The organism is Kitasatospora sp. NPDC051705 (assembly GCF_044453265.1).
Taxonomy (GTDB): domain Bacteria; phylum Actinomycetota; class Actinomycetes; order Streptomycetales; family Streptomycetaceae; genus Kitasatospora.
In genome coordinates this window covers 36,039-52,134 of record NZ_JBITCO010000017.1, presented here as the reverse complement: position 1 = coordinate 52,134, position 16,096 = coordinate 36,039, and the positions used below count along the sequence as shown (strand labels likewise).

General features: G+C 75.4%; 11 protein-coding genes. All 11 read right to left on the bottom strand.

Annotated elements, in window-relative coordinates:
• Window positions 1–7: 7 nt before the first annotated feature.
• Complete coding sequence (locus ACIA8Q_RS21750; protein ID WP_396317563.1) at window positions 8–1,225, bottom strand: HAD-IIIC family phosphatase; 1,218 nt, start codon at window positions 1,223–1,225, stop codon at window positions 8–10.
• Window positions 1,222–2,364, bottom strand: a complete 1,143-nt coding sequence (locus ACIA8Q_RS21745) for an acyl-CoA dehydrogenase family protein (RefSeq protein ID WP_360214094.1) — start codon at window positions 2,362–2,364, stop codon at window positions 1,222–1,224. Before ACIA8Q_RS21745 ends, ACIA8Q_RS21750 begins: the two co-directional genes overlap by 4 nt.
• 64 nt (window positions 2,365–2,428) lie before the next feature.
• The gene (locus tag ACIA8Q_RS21740; protein WP_360214092.1) at window positions 2,429–2,710 is read right to left on the bottom strand and encodes an acyl carrier protein; all 282 of its coding nucleotides are present in this window, start codon (window positions 2,708–2,710) and stop codon (window positions 2,429–2,431) included.
• The gene (locus tag ACIA8Q_RS21735) at window positions 2,707–3,729 is read right to left on the bottom strand and encodes a 3-oxoacyl-ACP synthase (protein ID WP_360214090.1); all 1,023 of its coding nucleotides are present in this window, start codon (window positions 3,727–3,729) and stop codon (window positions 2,707–2,709) included. Before ACIA8Q_RS21735 ends, ACIA8Q_RS21740 begins: the two co-directional genes overlap by 4 nt.
• Before the next feature lie 59 nt (window positions 3,730–3,788).
• Window positions 3,789–5,210: a PLP-dependent aminotransferase family protein gene (locus tag ACIA8Q_RS21730; protein WP_360214088.1), complete on the bottom strand. Its 1,422-nt coding sequence runs from the start codon at window positions 5,208–5,210 to the stop codon at window positions 3,789–3,791.
• A gap of 36 nt (window positions 5,211–5,246) precedes the next feature.
• Window positions 5,247–6,950: a 2-isopropylmalate synthase gene (locus ACIA8Q_RS21725; RefSeq protein WP_360214086.1), complete on the bottom strand. Its 1,704-nt coding sequence runs from the start codon at window positions 6,948–6,950 to the stop codon at window positions 5,247–5,249.
• Window positions 6,951–6,997: 47 nt separating this feature from the next.
• Entirely contained in the window at window positions 6,998–7,504 is a 507-nt protein-coding gene (locus ACIA8Q_RS21720) for a flavin reductase family protein (RefSeq protein ID WP_360214084.1), read from the bottom strand.
• Window positions 7,501–8,766 (bottom strand): cation:proton antiporter, encoded by a 1,266-nt coding sequence (locus ACIA8Q_RS21715; RefSeq protein WP_360214082.1) that lies wholly within the window; start codon window positions 8,764–8,766, stop codon window positions 7,501–7,503. Before ACIA8Q_RS21715 ends, ACIA8Q_RS21720 begins: the two co-directional genes overlap by 4 nt.
• Before the next feature lie 29 nt (window positions 8,767–8,795).
• Window positions 8,796–10,340 carry a tryptophan halogenase family protein gene (locus tag ACIA8Q_RS21710; protein ID WP_360214080.1) on the bottom strand — a complete coding sequence of 515 codons (1,545 nt, stop codon included), beginning with the start codon at window positions 10,338–10,340 and terminating at the stop codon, window positions 8,796–8,798.
• 299 nt (window positions 10,341–10,639) lie between these two features.
• Window positions 10,640–11,395, bottom strand: coding sequence for an alpha/beta fold hydrolase (locus ACIA8Q_RS21705; RefSeq protein ID WP_360214078.1), 756 nt, complete (start codon window positions 11,393–11,395; stop codon window positions 10,640–10,642).
• A 67-nt stretch (window positions 11,396–11,462) separates the two neighbouring features.
• Window positions 11,463–16,085 (bottom strand): amino acid adenylation domain-containing protein, encoded by a 4,623-nt coding sequence (locus ACIA8Q_RS21700; RefSeq protein WP_360214076.1) that lies wholly within the window; start codon window positions 16,083–16,085, stop codon window positions 11,463–11,465.
• Window positions 16,086–16,096: the final 11 nt, after the last annotated feature.

Below are 16,096 nucleotides of genomic sequence, written 5' to 3'. Positions count from 1 at the left end.
TTCCTGGTCACGGCGTGGCCGGGGGTTCGGGGCGGGCCGCCGGCCCGGGGCCGGCAGGGGCGGGCCGCAAGGATTCGGCGGGCCCCCGGGTGTCGGCGGGCGGCGGGGTCTCGGCGGGCGGCGGGGTGATGAGCCGCAGGTGGCCCGGGGGCGGGGGCGGCGGGGCGGCCGGCGGGTAGCCGAGCAGCAGCCGCCCCTCCTCCGCCGGGCCCAGCACGGTGAACCCGGCGAAGCGGAGGTTGACCAGCATCACCCGGTTGACCTCGGTCGGGACGAACTCGGCCAGGGGGCGCCGCCCTTCGGCGAGCGCGCTGCGCACCACGTGGCCGATCAGCGCCGGGCCGACGCCCCGGGACATCACCCGGCAGGAGAGCAGCAGCAGCCGCAGGAGCTCCGCCGGTTCGGCCGGGCCCTCCCCCGCGGCGTACCGGATGCGCTCGCTGAGCGCGAGGCCGATCGTGCCGTAGTCGCCGAAGCGGTCGGTCAGTTCGGCGACCAGCACCCGGTGGTCCGGCGAGCCGCACAGCGCCCGCAGTCGCGCCAGGTCGTAGGTGCGGCCGGTGGTGTTCAACTGATGGGTACGGACGGTGAGTTCGTGCGCCCGGGCGAGGTCGCCCGGCTCGGCGCGCCGGACGGTCAGCGTCAGGTCGAGCGAGGCCAGGAACTCCTGCGGCGTGCCCTGGTACTCGCCCCCGGCCTGCGCGCGCCGGGCCTCGGCCCGGTAGCGCAGCCGCCGCTCGCGGGCGTCGGCGGTGACGAACGGCGGCCGGAACTCCGGCAGTCCGGCCAGCGCCCCGACCTGCTCGGCCGGGTAGCAGCGCACCTCCGGGTGGGCGGCGGCCACCTCGGCGCGCTCGACCGGGTCGTTGTCGACGAAGGCGACGGTGTCCAGGCCGATGCCGATCGCCTCGGCGATCCGCCGCACGGCACCGGACTTCGGGCCCCAGCCGACCTCCAGCACGGTGAACAGTTCGTGCAGGCCGAGCCGTTCCAGGTGGGCGGTGGCGGCGGCCCGGTCGCTCCGGCTGGCGACGGCGTGCAGCACGCCGCGCCCGTCCAGCTCCCGCAGCGCGGCGGTGGCGGCCGGGAACGGCGCCGGGTCGTCGCCCTCCAGCACGGTGCCGTCCCACAGGGTGTCGTCGAGGTCCCAGACCAGGACCTTGACGGTCGGCCGCTCCGGCCCGGCCCCGCCGCCCGGCGCGGTGGCCCCGCGCGGGGCGCTCATCGGCGCACCGCCCGGCGCAACAGCCGGTCGGCGAGGTGCAGTTCGGCCAGCTGCGGACTGCCCTCGATGATCTCCATCACCTTGGCGTCCCGGTAGAACCGGCCCGGCCGGCCCCCCGGTTCGCAGCCCGCCGAGCCGAGCACCTGCACGGCCCGGTCGGCGACCGCCTTCGCCGCCCCGGCCGCCGCGTACTTGGCGGCCACCGTCTCGGTGACGGCGCCCAGCGGCGAGCCGGCCCGGGCCTGGGCGGCCCGTTCGGCCAGGGCACGGGCGGCCGCCGCGTCGACGGCCGAGCGGGCGAGCAGGGAGCGCACCAGCTGGTGCTCGGCCAGCGGGACCCCGCCCTGGACCCGCCGCACGGCGTGCTCGACGGCGTCCGCCAGGCAGGCCTCCGCCATGCCGACGCAGCCCCAGGCCACCGTGAAGCGGCCGTGGTCCAGGGCCACCGCCGCGGTGTGGGTCAGGCCCGCCCCGGCCGGCGCCACCAGGTTCTCCCGCGGCACCCGCACCCGGTCGAAGGTGAGGTGGGCGATCCGCGCGGCGCGCAGGCCGAGCTGGCCGGCGACGGGCTCGCGGCCGATCCCGGCGCGGTCGCCCTCCACCAGGACGGCGGTTGGGCCGGCGGCGGTGCGCCCGAGCACCAGCAGGAGGTCGGCGCTCTGCCCGAAGGTCACCCACCGCTTGGCGCCGGTGACCACCAGCTGCTCGCCGTCGTCCTCGATCCGGGTGCCGACCTCGGCGAGCGCGCTGCCCGCCTCCCGCTCGGTGGCGGCGAAGCCGGCGAGCCGCTCGCCGGAGGCCAGGGCGGGCAGCCAGCGCTCGCGCTGGGCGGCGCTGCCCCAGCGCAGCAGGGCGGCCGCCGTCATGCCCTGGACGGTGAGCAGCGCGCGCAGGGCGCCGCAGACGCCGCCCAGGTGCGCGACCGCCTCGCCGAGCTGGACGGGCGTGGCGCCGGCTCCGCCGTGGCGGGCCGGCAGGTCGGGTGCGAGCAGCCCGGCGGCGGCGACCGCGCGGACCGCCTCGTCGGGCAGGGCGCCCCGCTCGTCCCAGCGGCCGGCGTCCTCGCGCACCGCGGCGGCCAGGTCGGCGGCGGCGTCCACCACGGAGACGTCCGGGACGGCCGCGGGGACGTCCGGCACGGCCGCGGGGAGCCCCGGGGCGCCCGCGGGCCGCGGTGCGTCCGGGCCGGCCGGCCGGGCGCCGCTAGCCGCGGGCGGCACGGCCGGCGCCCGTCTCGTCGCCCGCGGCGGGCCCGCCGTGCTTGCCCGCGACCAGCGCGGCGATCCGTTCGGCGGTGCGGAAGTTGTCCAGTTCGAGGTCCTCCACCTCGATCCGGATCCCGAACCGCTCCTCGACGAAGACCACCAGCTCCAGGGCGAACAGCGAGTCCGCGAGGCCCAGGGCGAAGTAGTCCTCGTCCGGTTCCACCGGCCGGCGCAGGGCGACGGTCAGGAACTCCCGTATCTCGATTGCGGTGTCGGTCACGCGGTGCTCTCCCAGGGTCCGATTTCCACCAGCAGCAGGTTCCAGGCCGCCACCGGGCTGACGTTGACCAGCACGACCCGGTCGCCCTCGGCCAGCCGCCGGTTCGCCAGCGCCGTCCAGAGGTTGAGGAGGACGTCGTTCGGGCCGAGGTGGCCGTAGCGGGCCAGGTTCTCCCGGCACTCCGGCAGCAGTTCGACGTCCAGCGACTCCTCCAGGAAGCGCAGCCCGCCCGCGGAGAGGTTCTGGCTGGCGTAGCCCGCGACGTCGGCGCGGTCGAGGCCGTGCCGCTTCAGCAGGCCCGCCAGGAGCGCGGCGAGCCGGTTCCTGGTCTCGACGGCGAGCCGGAAGGAGTAGCCGGGCAGGTCGCGGCACTCCTCCCGCCACTGCTCCCAGGGGCGGTCCCGGTAGTCGACCCGGAAGAGGTCCCAGTGGGCCCCGTTGGTCTCCTGGACGAGGTCGAGGATCCGGACCGGACCGGTGCGGGCGAGCAGCAGGGCCTGGCCGGCGTCGCCGTTGACGGTGACGGGGTGCCGGTAGCGGCCGGGGGTGGCCGGGGTGGAGGCGTGGGCGACCAGCACGTGGTGCAGGTCCGGGTCGGCGGCGAGCAGGCCCCGGGCGGCCAGCAGGGCCGGCCCGAGCGAGACGCAGCCGAGGCCGCCGACGCCGAAGGCGAGGGCCCGGTCGGCGCCCAGCCGGGCCTGCAGCCTGGTGACCTCGGAGCTGATCAGCGTCTCGGGCGCGCGGGACTCGACGACGACCAGGGCGCCCAGGTCCTGCGCGGCGACACCGGCGCGGGCGAGCGCGCCGCGGCAGGCCCGTTCGGCCATCGCGGTGGCGCCGAGCCCCGTGTCGACGGCCACCGTGTCGATCCCGAGGCCGGCGAGGACGGTTCTGCGCTCGCGGTCCAGGCCCTCGCGTTCGGCCAGCTCGCCGACCGGCACCCGGTGCTCCGGCAGGTGCCAGGCCGCGGCGCGGACCGCGAGCGGGGCGGGCGCGCCGCCCGGGCTCGTCGTCACCATCGGGTCCTCCTCACTCTCCGTCGTCCGTCGTGCCCGGTCCCCGTGGAGCCGGGCGGGCCCTACGCGCTGCGCAGGCAGCCGTCGGCCGCCGCCTGCGCGTAGGCCTCGCCCAGCTCCCGCACCGCCTCGGCGACCCCGCTGCGGGGCACCCCGGCGTAGCCCACGACCAGGGCGGGGCCGGCCTGCCAGGAGCGGTGGTGGTAGCTGCGGGCGCCGCGCACCAGGACCGAGCGGCGCAGCGCCCGGGCGACCAGCGCGGCCTCGTCCACCCGCGGCGGGAGCTGGACGTAGGCGTGCAGGCCGGCGAAGGCTCCGGTGATCCGGGCGCCGGGCAGCCGGCGCCGGACGGCCTCGTGGAAGACCTCCCGGCGGGCCCGCAGCCGCTCCCGCTGGCGCCGCAGGTGCCGGTCGAGCTCTCCGCTGTCGAGCACCTCGGCGAACGCGTGCTGGGTGAACACGTCGCATCCCAGGTCGCGTTGGGCCCGGACCTCCTCCAGCCGGCGGCGCAGCCGGGGCGGGGCGACCAGCCAGCCCAGCCGCATCCCGGGGGCCAGCGACTTGCTCGCGGTGCCCGCGTAGAGCACCCGGGTCGGGGCGAGCCGCTGCAGCGCGGTGGGCCGGCGCCCGTGGTCCAGCCAGAGGTCGCCGTCGTAGTCGTCCTCGATGATCCAGCCGTCCACGTCCTCGGCCCAGCGCACCAGCGCGGCCCGCCGCTCGGCGCTGAGCACGGCACCGGTGGGGAACTGGTGGGCGGGGGTGACCAGGACGGCCCGGGCGCCGGTGCGGGCCAGGGCGGCCACGTCGATGCCGTGCTCGTCGACCGGGACGGAGGGGCAGTCCAGGCCCGACTCGACGATGAACTGGCGCTGCTGCGGGTGGCACGGGTCCTCGACCGCGAGGGCGGCCAGGCCGGTGCGCGGCAGCGTGGCGCAGACCAGGCCGAGCGTCTGGGCGAACCCGGAGACCACCATCACGTGCTCCGGGGTGGTGTGCACGCCGCGGGCCCGCCCGAGGTAGCGGGCGAGTTCGGCGCGCAGCGCCGGGACGCCGGACACCGGCGGGTAGCCGAGGTCGCGCGGGCCGAGCCGGCGCGCCGCCCGCTGGTAGGCGGCGAGCCACTCGCGCTGCGGGAAGGCGGAGGCGTCGGCGCCGCCGGCCCGCAGGTCCCAGCGGACCACCGGGGCGGGGCGGGCGTCGCTCAGCAGGGTCGGCGGCCGGGTGCCGCGGTCCAGGTGGGCGGCGACCCGGGTGCCCGAGCCCCGGGTGGCCTCCAGGTAGCCGCCGGCCACCAGCTGCCCGTAGGCCTCGACGACGACGCTGCGGGACACCCGCAGGTCCTCGGCGAGCTGACGGCTCGACGGCAGCCGGGTGCCGGGGTGCAGCGCCCCCTCGGCGATCTCCCGCTTGATGCCGTCCCGGATCTGGGCGGTGAGCGGGAGCACGTCCTCCCGCGCCACGTCGATCAAGGTGTTCCAGGGCATCTGCGCCCCCTCCCTCCCCCGCCCTCGGCGGCCTCGCTAGCGGGCTCCGGACACGCCGGCCGGCTCGGTCTCCAGCAGCGCCCGCAGGGCGGCGGCGCGGACGGCCCGGCCGACGGCCTCGCCCTCCTCGTCGGCGATGCCGACCCCCCAGTGGGAGCGGGAGTCCACGACGATCTCGAAGGCGGCGGTGACGGCGTTCAGCGGTGCGCCGGCCCGGTCCACGGTGAGCCCCTGGACGACGGCGTCCAGCCCGTACCCGGCGACGGCCGCGGCGGCCGCCTCCGTCCAGCGGGCGCCGCCAGGCTCCGCCGCCAGCGGCTCGGGCCGGGGCAGGCCGGGCACCGCCTCGGTGCCGAGCGCCACGTACCGCTCGACGAAGTGGCTCCACAGCTGGTCGCCGGTGATCTCGCCGCCGATCTCCTCGCAGACCGCCTGCATCTCGGAGGCGAAGTCGATCTGGAGGCGGCGCGGCAGTTCGATGCCGTACTCGGTGCGCAGCAGGTGGGCGATGCCGCCCTTGCCGGACTGGGTGTTGATCCGGATCAGCGCCTGGTAGTCGCGGCCGATGTCGCGCGGGTCGATCGGCAGGTAGGGCACGTCCCAGGTGTCCTGGCCGGACTCCTCGCGGGCGCGCAGGCCCTTGGCGATGGCGTCCTGGTGGGAGCCGGCGAAGGAGGTGTAGACGAAGTCGCCGGCCCACGGGTGGCGGGCGTGGACGGGCATCTGGTTGCAGCTCTCGACGATCCGGCGGACGCCGTCGATGTCGCGCAGGTCGAGCATCGGGTCGACGCCCTGCGAGAACAGGTTCATGGCCAGGGTGACCAGGCAGACGTTGCCGGAGCGCTCGCCGTTGCCGAACAGGGTGCCCTCGACCCGGTCGGCCCCGGCCAGCACGGCGAGTTCGGCGGCGGACACGCCGCTGCCGCGGTCGTTGTGGGGGTGCACGGAGAGGATGGTGCGCTCGCGGTGGAGCAGGTTGCGGTGGGTGTACTCGATCCGGTCGGCGAACTCCTGCGGCGGGAAGACCTCGACGGTGGAGGGCAGGTTGATCCGCAGCGTGTGCGCGGCCCGCGGGGCCCAGAAGTCGAGGACGGCGTTGCAGAGTTCGAGCGCGTAGTCGGGCTCGGTCTGGGTGTAGGACTCGGGCGCGTACTGCAGGTAGATCTCGGTGCCGGGGATGGAGTCCTGGAGTTTGAGGGCCTGTTCGGCGCCGTCCAGGGCCATCGCGGTGATCTGCGCGCGGTCCTTGCGGAAGACCAGCCGGCGCTGGGCCTCCGAGGTGGGGTTGAAGATCTGCAGGACGGCGCGGGGGACGCCCTCCAGGGCCTTGACGGTGCGTTCGATGAAGTCGCCGCGGATCGGCGTCATCACCTGGACGACGACGTCCTCCGGGATGGCGTCGGTGTCCACGAGGTGGCGCAGGAAGGCGTGGTCGTCCTGGGAGGAGGTGGGGAAGCCGACCTCGATCTCCTTGAACCCCATCCCGACCAGCAGGTCGAACATCCGCCGCTTGCGGGTGGTGTCCATGGGGTCGGTCAGGGCCTGGTTGCCGTCCCGCAGGTCGACGCTGCACCACAGCGGGGCGCGCTCCGCGCGGCGTCCCGGCCAGGTCCGGTCGGGCAGGCCGACCGCCTCGTAGGGCCGGTACTTCCGGACCGGCATCGCGCTGTGGCGCTGGATGCCCTGGTCGCGGGCGGGTGCGCGCCGGGGGGTGTCCGCGTCAGTGGGTTGAGCTGTCATCTCTCCTCCACAACGGTGTTCTCGGGGGTCGGGTGGGAACCCTCTGGTCAGGCGGTCCAGGTGCTGAACTGTCGCCTCCCGTAGAGCAGCGGCGGCGGCGCGTCGCTGAGTTCGGTGATCCGGACGACCTCGCCGAAGACCATCCGCTGGCCGCCCACGGGCACCAGCTGGCTGACCCGGCAGTCGGCCACCGCGTGGGCGTCGCGCACCAGGTGGGGTCCGCCCGCGCCGGGCGGCAGCCGCCAGGGGGTGGCGTCGAAGCGGTCCGGGTCGCCGGAGGCGAACAGTTCGGCGGTGCCGCGGCCGTCGGCGTGCAGCAGGTTCACCGCGAAGGCGCCGCTGCGCAGCACGGCCCGCAGGGTCGGGCTCTCGGCCCGCATGCCGACCAGCAGCGTGGGCGGGTCGACGGTGACGCTGCACAGCGCGGAGCAGGTCATGCCCCACGGGCGCGAGGCGTCGTCCAGCGAGGTGACGACGGAGACGCCGCTCGGGAAGCCGGACATGAAGGTCCGGAAGTCGGAGGGGGTTGAGGTGACGAGTTCCACGTGGCTCACCGCTCGACGGGGTAGGGGACGGCCGGCTCCGCGGTCCGGGGGGCGGCCTCGGGCGCCGTGAACCGGTCGATGGCCCACAGCAGCGGGCCGCTGAGCGCCGTCGTGAACAGGGCCATCACCACGAGCGCGAGGAACAGCGCGGGGGTGAGGATCCCGGCCTGGTAGCCGGCCTGCAGGACGGCGAGTTCGGTCAGGCCGCGGGCGTTGAGGAACACCGCGATCTTCATGCACTCGACCGGGGGCCGGCCGGCCGCCCGCGCACCGGCGTAGCTGCCGACCAGCTTGCCGAGGATCGCGAGCACCACCGAGAGCAGGACGGCCTGCCAGGAGAAGACGCTGAGCGGCGCCGAGGCGAGGCCCATGCCGGTCACCGTGAACAGCAGCGGCAGCGCGAGCCGCCCCCAGCCGCCGACGGTGTGCGCGGCCCTGGTCCACGGGCCGGCGCCGTCGTCGCCCGGCAGGGCGAGGGCGACCAGCACGGCGCCGAGCACGTCGGTCAGGCCCAGCCGCGAGGTGGTCAGCGCGGCGGCGACGGCCGCGGCGGCGGTCAGCCCGATCGGCACCGCGACCGGGACCCGCTCGGCCCAGGCCCGGGGCACCGGTGCGGCGCCCGCCCGCCGGATCGCCCAGGCGACCAGCAGGCCGACGGCGAACACCGCGTACGGGGTGATCCTCCCGCCGCCGTGCGCCAGGCCGACCGCGATCGCCAGCATCGACCAGGTGACGGCGTCGATGGAGACCGCGACCGCCATGCAGAGCCGGCCGATCGCGGTGTTCAGCATGCCGCGGTCGTCCAGGATGCCGGCGAGCACCGGGACGGCGGTGACGGCGAGGGCGATCGCCAGCATCAGGACCAGGACCCCGGCCGGGGCGTCGCCGCGCAGGGCCGGCGAGCCGTCGGCCAGCACCCAGGCGGCGAACGCCACGCCGCAGCCCAGCGGCAGCAGCAGGGAGCCGGCGGCGGTCAGCGCGATGGTCCGGCCGCCGAGCCGGCTGCCGCCGGCCCTGATCTCGTGGACGGCGCCGACCAGGAAGAGCGCGAGGCCGAGGTGGCCCGCCTTCTCCAGGACGGCGCCGCCGTCCATGCCGGCCGGCTTCCAGTCCCACTGACTCGCCAGCAGCGCGCCGAGCAGGAGGCAGGCCATGATCTCGCCGACGATCTCAGGCTGCCGCAACAGCTTGGCCAGCCGGCGTCCGAGCAGTGCCGCGGGGACGAGCAGAGCGAGCGTCACCGCGGCCGGTACGTACGGAAGACTGTCCATGGTGCCTCCTTCCTCGGGGCTCCGGCGGGTCAGTGCATCTGGGCGAGGTACTCGTACTGGCTGGGCAGGCGCTTCACGAGCTCGGCGGACTGGTCGCGCAGGAGCTGGAACTCCTTCTCCGCCCGGGTGGAGTCCTGCAGGGCGACGGACGGCGGGGCCTTGAGCTCCACGCCGCCGAGGCCGAGCAGCATCGCCAGGTACGAGTAGGACTCGAACCCGTGGTAGTGCGGGTAGATGGTGTTCTCCGTCGGCGGCTTGGCCTGCCACAGTTCGATCCGCTCGGCCAGGCCGTCGGGCATCACGCGGGTCTTGGCGTCCCGCCAGTAGGCGTTGTCGGCGCGGGCCGCGGCCTTGTAGTGCAGGACGAGGAACTCCCGCACGCCGTCGATGGTGTTGCCCACCGTGCGGTTGTAGGAGCGGCGCAGCGCCGGGTTCCAGTCGGCGTCCGGGAAGTGCTTGACCAGCTCCTCGATGCCCTGCTGGATGAAGAAGATGCCGGTCGACTCGAGGGGCTCGACGAAGCCGCTGGACAGGCCGATGGCGACGCAGTTGTTGACCCAGGCGTTGCGGGTGCGGCCGATCCGCATCCGGATGTGGTTGGCCTCCAGGGCCTCCGCGTCCGGGCCGACGTGGGCGCGCAGGGTGGCCTCGGCCTCCTCGGGCGTCGTGTACTCGTCGGAGTAGACGTAGCCGGTGCCGATGCGGCCGAACAGCGGGATGGTCCAGATCCAGCCGGCGTCCGAGGCGGTCGCGGTGGTGCAGGGGCGCAGGCCCCGCTTCTCCATGTCGACCGGGACGCGCAGCGCCACCGCGCGGTTGTTGGGCAGGGTGTCCTGGAAGGAGTCGAAGGGCTCCTCGAGGGTCTGGTTGATCAGCAGGCCGCGGAAGCCGGTGCAGTCGATGAACAGGTCGCCCTCGAGCAGGCCGTGCTCCTTGGTGCGCACGCCGCTGATCCAGCCGCGCTCGTCCTGGACGACCTCGACGACGTCGTCCTCGATGTGCCGGGCGCCGCGCTCGGTGGCGTACTCGGAGAGGTAGTCGGCGAGCAGCGAGGCGTCGAACTGGTAGGCGTACGGGAACTGGGTGTCCTGCTCGGTGAGCGTGTTGCGGTCGGCCGTGTCGGCGCCCTCCTTGAACTCCTGCTCGAAGAGGGTGCCGTCCAGGTGGCGCGGGGACCGCTCGGCGTCGCAGATCGCGGCCATCAGGAACACGTCCTGGTCGAAGCGGTCGCCGGAGCGGCTGTTCAGCCACCAGTCGGTGAGCGGCAGGCCGTCGACGACCCGGAGGCGCTCGAAGGGGTGGTAGAAGTAGTGGCCCTTGCGCCGCCAGTTCTCGAATCGGATGCCGAGCTTGTAGGTGGCATTGCACTTGGGCATCCACACGTGCTCGGGCAGGCCCAGGTAGTTGAAGAAATGCCGGACGGTACTGAAGGTCGCCTCACCGACCCCGATGGTCTTGATTCGCTTGGATTCCACCAGCGTGACGGAAATCCGATCGCCGAATGCGGCGCGCAGGTACGAGGCGGTCATCCAACCGGATGTCCCACCGCCGACGATGACGACGTTGCCAAGCATTCCTGACCCTCTCAGCCGGTCGTTCAACCCGGAGCCCCGGGCTGTCCCATGGCTCGAAATCCTCCGGCAGCGGAGCCGCCGGAAACAGGCTTTTAAGCCTCAGCGGAAACACGCACTCCAGCGCGCCCCGGCCTTCGCGGGGGTATTCCGGGCATGCCGAACGGATGGCGACCCGATAGTGCCGGGTGCCATCCGTCGGCGAACTCGCCGGATCCCGCGGAACGCGCGGAATTCGGCGGGGGCGGGTCGCGGCCGGCTCAGCCGCGGTCCAGCAGGTGGTCGTGCAGCAGGCGGCCGGCTCAGCCGCGGTCCAGCAGGTGGTCGTGCAGCAGGGAGATGACCCGGGCCCGTTGCGCGGTCAGGTAGAAGTGCCCGCCGGGCAGCACGTGGCAGGCGAACTCCTTGCCGGCCAGCGCCTCCCAGCCGCGGGCCCGTTCCGGGGTCACGGTGACGTCGGAGTCCCCGGTGAGGACCACGATCCCGCACTCGACCGGGCGGGGCCCGGCCGAGCGGTAGGAGTCGATCAGGAGGTAGTCGTTGCGCAGGATCGGCAGCACCATCTCCCGGATGTCCGGGTCGTCGAAGATCGACATCTGGGTGCCGCCGTGGCCGGCCACCGTCCGCAGCAGGTCCTCGTCGCTCCTCGGGCCGACCGGGGCCGCCGGCCCGCCCGCCGTCTGCGGCGGCGGCGGGTAGCCGGAGAGCACCAGCCGGGCCACCGGCAGCCCGTGGGCCTGCAGCGAGAGCACCGTCTCGTAGGCGAGCAGCGCGCCCATGCTGTGCCCGAAGACCACCGTCTCTACGCCCGGGCGGTCGGTCTCCAGCAGGGCCCGCGTCAACTGCTCCACCAGGGTGGCCGCGTCGTCGACGAACGGGTCCTCGACCCGCTCCTCGCGCCCCGGGTACTGGACGAGCTGGAGCTCGACGGTGGCCGACAGGTGGTTGGCCCACGGCCGGTAGAACCCGGCGCTGCCGCCGGCGTGCGGCAGGCAGACCAGCCGCCGGGTGGCCTCCGGGCGCGGCCGGGGGACCACCAGCCAGGGTTGGTCGTTCACCGGTTCCCCTCCCCGGGTCGACGGGTGCGGCGGTGGGCGGCGGCGCGGCCGGTGCCGCGGCGGCCGGTCATCCGCAGGCCCGGACGATCTCGGCGAGCGCCTCGTGCATCGCCCCGAGCAGGGCGGTCACCGAGGCGTCGTCGAACCGGCCGCCCGCGTGCACGCAGGACAGCTCCATCCGGCCGCCCTCCACGGCGGCCGCGACGTCCAGCTCGTAGGTGCGGGTCTCGTCCGGCTCGTGGTCGCCGCCGCCGTGGTCCAGGTGGCGCAGCACCAGGCGGTCCCCCTCGGGCAGCTGGTTGTCCCACTGGCCGAGGTAGTTGAAGCCGATCCGCGCCCGCGACGCGGGGACCCGCAGGTCCTCGCGGCCGCCGGCGGCCACCAGCCCGAGGACGCCGTGGCCGAGGCCGCGGCGCGGGACGGCCCGCAGCCGGCGCTTGACGACCCGGACCGCGGCGGCCGGTGCGAGGTCCGCGGGCGCGTCCAGCAGCACCGGGTAGATGGTGGTGAACCAGCCGACGGTGCGGGACAGGTCGACCCCGTCCAGGATCTCCTCGCGGCCGTGGCCCTCCAGGTCGACCACGGTGCCGCCCTCCTCGGCGTACCCGCGGACGGCGAGCGCCCGGGCCAGTGCGGTCAGCAGCACCTCGTGCACCTGGGCGCGCAGCACCCCGGGCACCCGGCGCAGCAGCGCCTCGGTCTCCTCCTCTCCCAGGGTGCGCCGCACGGTGCGCCGGTCACCGAAGCGGCCGGCCGCGGCCGGCTCGCCGACGGGCGCGGGCAGGGCCCGCCAGTGCGCCAGCTCGTCGTCGAAGCCGCCGGCCAGGGCGTGCTCGCGCAGCCGGCGCGACCACTGCCCGAAGGAGGTGGAGCGCGGGGCGGGGCGCAGCGGCCGGCCGGCCGCCAGCTCGGCGTAGCCGGCGCGCAGGTCGTCCAGCAGGATGCGCCAGGAGACGCCGTCCACCACCAGGTGGTGCGCGGTGAGGAAGAGCCGGGCCGGGCGGTCCGGTCCGAGGTCGGCGAGGACGGCGCGCAGCAGCGGGCCGTCGGCCAGCCGCAGGCCGCGCTGGGCCCGCCCGAAGGCCGCGGCGGTCCGCTCCCGCACCGTGGCGTCGTCCGCGCCGGCGAGGTCGAGCGGTTCGAACCCCCAGTGGCCGTCGGACTCCTCGGCGACCTCGGCGACCTCCTGGGACCACCGCCCCGCGTCGTCGCGGGTGTAGCGGGCGCGCAGCACGTCGTGCCGGTCGACCAGCCCGGCCAGGGCCGCGCGCACCGCCGCGAGGTCGGCGCCCGGGACCAGCTCGAACAGCACGGACTGGTTGAAGTGGTCCGGGTTGACGGTGTGGTGGTCGAAGAACCACTGCTGGACGGCGGTCAGCGGGACGGGGCCGGTGCGGTACGGGTCCGCCTCCTCCGGCTCGTCCTCCCCCGTGCCGGCCACCCTGGCCAGTGCGGCCACGGTCTTGTGCTGGAAGAGGTCCCGGGCGGTGAAGTGCAGGCCCGCCTCGCGGGCCCGGGCGACCACCTGGGTGGAGAGGATGGAGTCCCCGCCGAGCAGGAAGAAGTCGTCCTGCGCGCCGACCTCCTGGACGCCCAGCACCGAACGGAACACTTCGGCCAGCGCGGTCTCCACCGGGCCGTCGGGCGGGGTGACGGCCCGGGCCAGCGCCTCCCGGGCGTCCGGGAGGGCGTCCCGGTCGACCTTGCCGTTGACGGTGAGCGGCAGCGCGTCCAGCGGGACGAGCGCGGCCGGCACCATGAAGGCGGGCAGCTCCTCGGTGAGGGCCTCGCGGAGCTCGCGGACGGCCCCGCCCGGCTCGTGGCCGTCCGCGGCGACCAGGTAGCCGACGAGCTGCTTGCCGCGGTCGCTCTCGCGGACCACCACGGCGGCCTCGGCGACGGCCGGGTGGCGCTGCATGGCGGCCTCGATCTCGCCGGGTTCGACCCGGAAGCCGCGGATCTTGACCTGGTCGTCGGCGCGGCCGCGGAAGTCGATCCGCCCGTCCGGCAGCCAGGCGGCGAGGTCGCCGGTGCGGTAGAGCCGGGCCTTCGGGTCCTCGTCGAAGGGGTGCGGGACGAACCTCCGGCGGGTCAGCTCGGGGCGGCCCAGGTAGCCCTGGGCGACGCCGCGGCCGCCGAGGTGGATCTCACCGGTGACGGTGGGCGGCACCGGGTTGCCCTGCCCGTCCAGCAGGTACACCTCGGTGTTGGGCAGCGGCCGCCCGATGGACAGCCGGTCGCCGCCCTCCTCGGCGCCGACCTCGAACATGGTGGCGCCGACGGTGTTCTCGGTCGGGCCGTAGCCGTTGATGAACCGGTGCACCCGCGACCACCTGCGGGCCAGGCCGACGGGGCAGCGGTCGCCGACCGCGAGCACCACCGAGCCGGCCGGCAGCGCCTGCGGGTCGACGGCGGCGAGCGCCGCCGGCGGCAGTCCGAGCACGGTGGGCCGGCCCGCCGCCATGGCGCGCAGCTGCTCGGTGCCGAGCGCCTCGGACTCGTTCGCCGGGACGGCGAGCGCCGCACCGGACACCAGGGCGAGGAAGGTCTCCCAGACCGCGCCGTCGAAGCTCGGCGAGGAGAGCTGGCAGACGGTGTGGGCGGGGCCGGTGCCGACGATCAGCCGGGAGGCGTTGATCATGTTGGTCAGGCCGCCGTGGCCCAGCAGCACGCCCTTGGGCGTGCCGGTGGAGCCGGAGGTGTAGACGACGTAGGCGAGCGCGTCCGGCTCCACCGCCAGGCCCTCGGGCACCTCCCCGGTGTGCGCCTCCAGCAGCGGCCGCAGGTCCTCCAGGACCAGCGGTTCGGCGGCGGACTCGCCCGGCGCGGCGGCCAGCGAGCGCTGGGTGAGGACGAACCGGGCGCCGGTCTCCCCCAGCATCAGCTCCCGGCGGGCGGCCGGGAAGCGCGGGTTGAGCGGCAGGAAGGCCGCCCCGGCCCGGAGCACCGCGAGGGTGGCGGCCACCTGCGCGGGCCCGCGCTCGCAGCAGATGCCGACCACGTCGCCGGGGCGGGTGCCGCGCTCGCGCAGCACCCCGGCCAGCAGCCCGGCCATCCGGTCGAGTTCGGCGTAGCTGAGGCGTTCCTCGCCGCGCACCACCGCGAGGTCGTCGGGCCGCTCGGCGGCCCGCCTGGCGACCAGCAGGTGCACCGGCTCCTGCTCCGGGAACGCCACCGGGTTGCGGGCCCAGTCCACGGTGAGCCGGTGGTGCTCCTTCGGGCTCAGCAGGTCGAGCGCGCCGATCGCCCGGTCGGGGTCGGCCGCGATCGAGCCGAGCAGGGTGGTGAGGTGGCCGGCGAACCGGCGCACCGTCGCCTCGTCGTACAGGTCGGTGCTGTACTCCAGGGCCGACCAGAGGCTGCCGTCGGGCCGCTCCTCGAAGGCCACCACCAGGTCGAAGCCGGTGCTGGCCTGCGGCAGGGCGAGCTGCTCCATGGTCAGCCCGGGCAGGTCGAGCCGCGCCTCGGGGGCGTTCTGCAGGACGACGAGCACCTGGGCGAGCGGCATCCGGCTGGGGTCGCGCTCGGGCTGGACGGCGTCCACCACCCGCTCGAACGGGACCTCGGCGTGGTCGAAGCCGGCCAGCACGGTGTCCCGGACCCGGCCCAGGAACTCCCGGAAGCTCAGGTCGGGTTCGGGCCGGGCGCGGAGCACCAGGGTGTTCAGGAAGAGCCCGACCAGGTCCGCCAGCTCGGGCTCGTCGCGCCCGGCCACCGGCGTTCCGACGGCGACGTCCTCCTGCCGGGAGAGCCGGGCCAGCAGCAGCTGGGTGGCGGCGGTGAGCGTCATGAAGAGCGTCGCCGCGGAGGCCTCGGTGAGCTCGCGCAGCCCGGCGAGCGTCCGGGCCGGGACGGTGAACTCGTGGAAGGCGCCGGCGCCGGTGGGCACCGCGGGGCGCTGCCGGTCGGTCGGCAGCTCCAGCACCGGCACGCCGGCGAGCTGCTCGCGCCAGTAGTCGACCTGTTCGTCGAGCCGCCCGTCGGAGAGCCGCTCGCGCTGCCACACCGAGTAGTCCGCGTACTGCGGCCCGGGCGCCGGGAGGTCCGGCTCGCGGCCCTGGAGCGCGGCCGCGTAGTACTGGCCGAGCTCCCGGGTGACGATCGACAGCGACCAGCCGTCGTGGGCGATGTGGTGGATGCTCAGCACGAGGACGTGCTCGCGCTCGGAGAGCCGCACCAGCAGGGTCCGCAGCACCGGGCCGGTGCGCAGGTCGAAGGGCCGCACCGCCTCCTCGCGGACCAGCCGCAGCAGCTCCTCCTCGCGGTCCTCGGCGCTCCCGCCGACGGCCTCCACGACCGGCAGCGGGATGTCCACCGACGGGTGCGGGACCTGCACGGGGACGCCGTCCACCTGGTCGTAGGTGGTGCGCAGCGCCTCGTGCCGGTCGACGACCGCGGCCAGCGCACGGCGCAGCGCGGCGTGGTCGAGCTCGCCCCGCAGCCGCAGCGCGAACGAGGAGTTGTAACCGACCGCCAGCGGGTCGAACTCGTAGAGGAACCACATCCGCTGCTGGGCGAAGGACATCGGCAGCGGGCGGCCGCGCTCGACGGTGCGCAGCGCGGTGGGCGCGGCCGCCTCCGGGGCGGGCGCCTCGGCGCCCGCCAGCCGGTCCCGCAGCAGGGCCCTGAGGTGTTCGGGCAGGGCCGCGATGCGGTCCTCCCGGGACGTGGTCGTCCGGACTTCACTCATGGTCGTCGTCC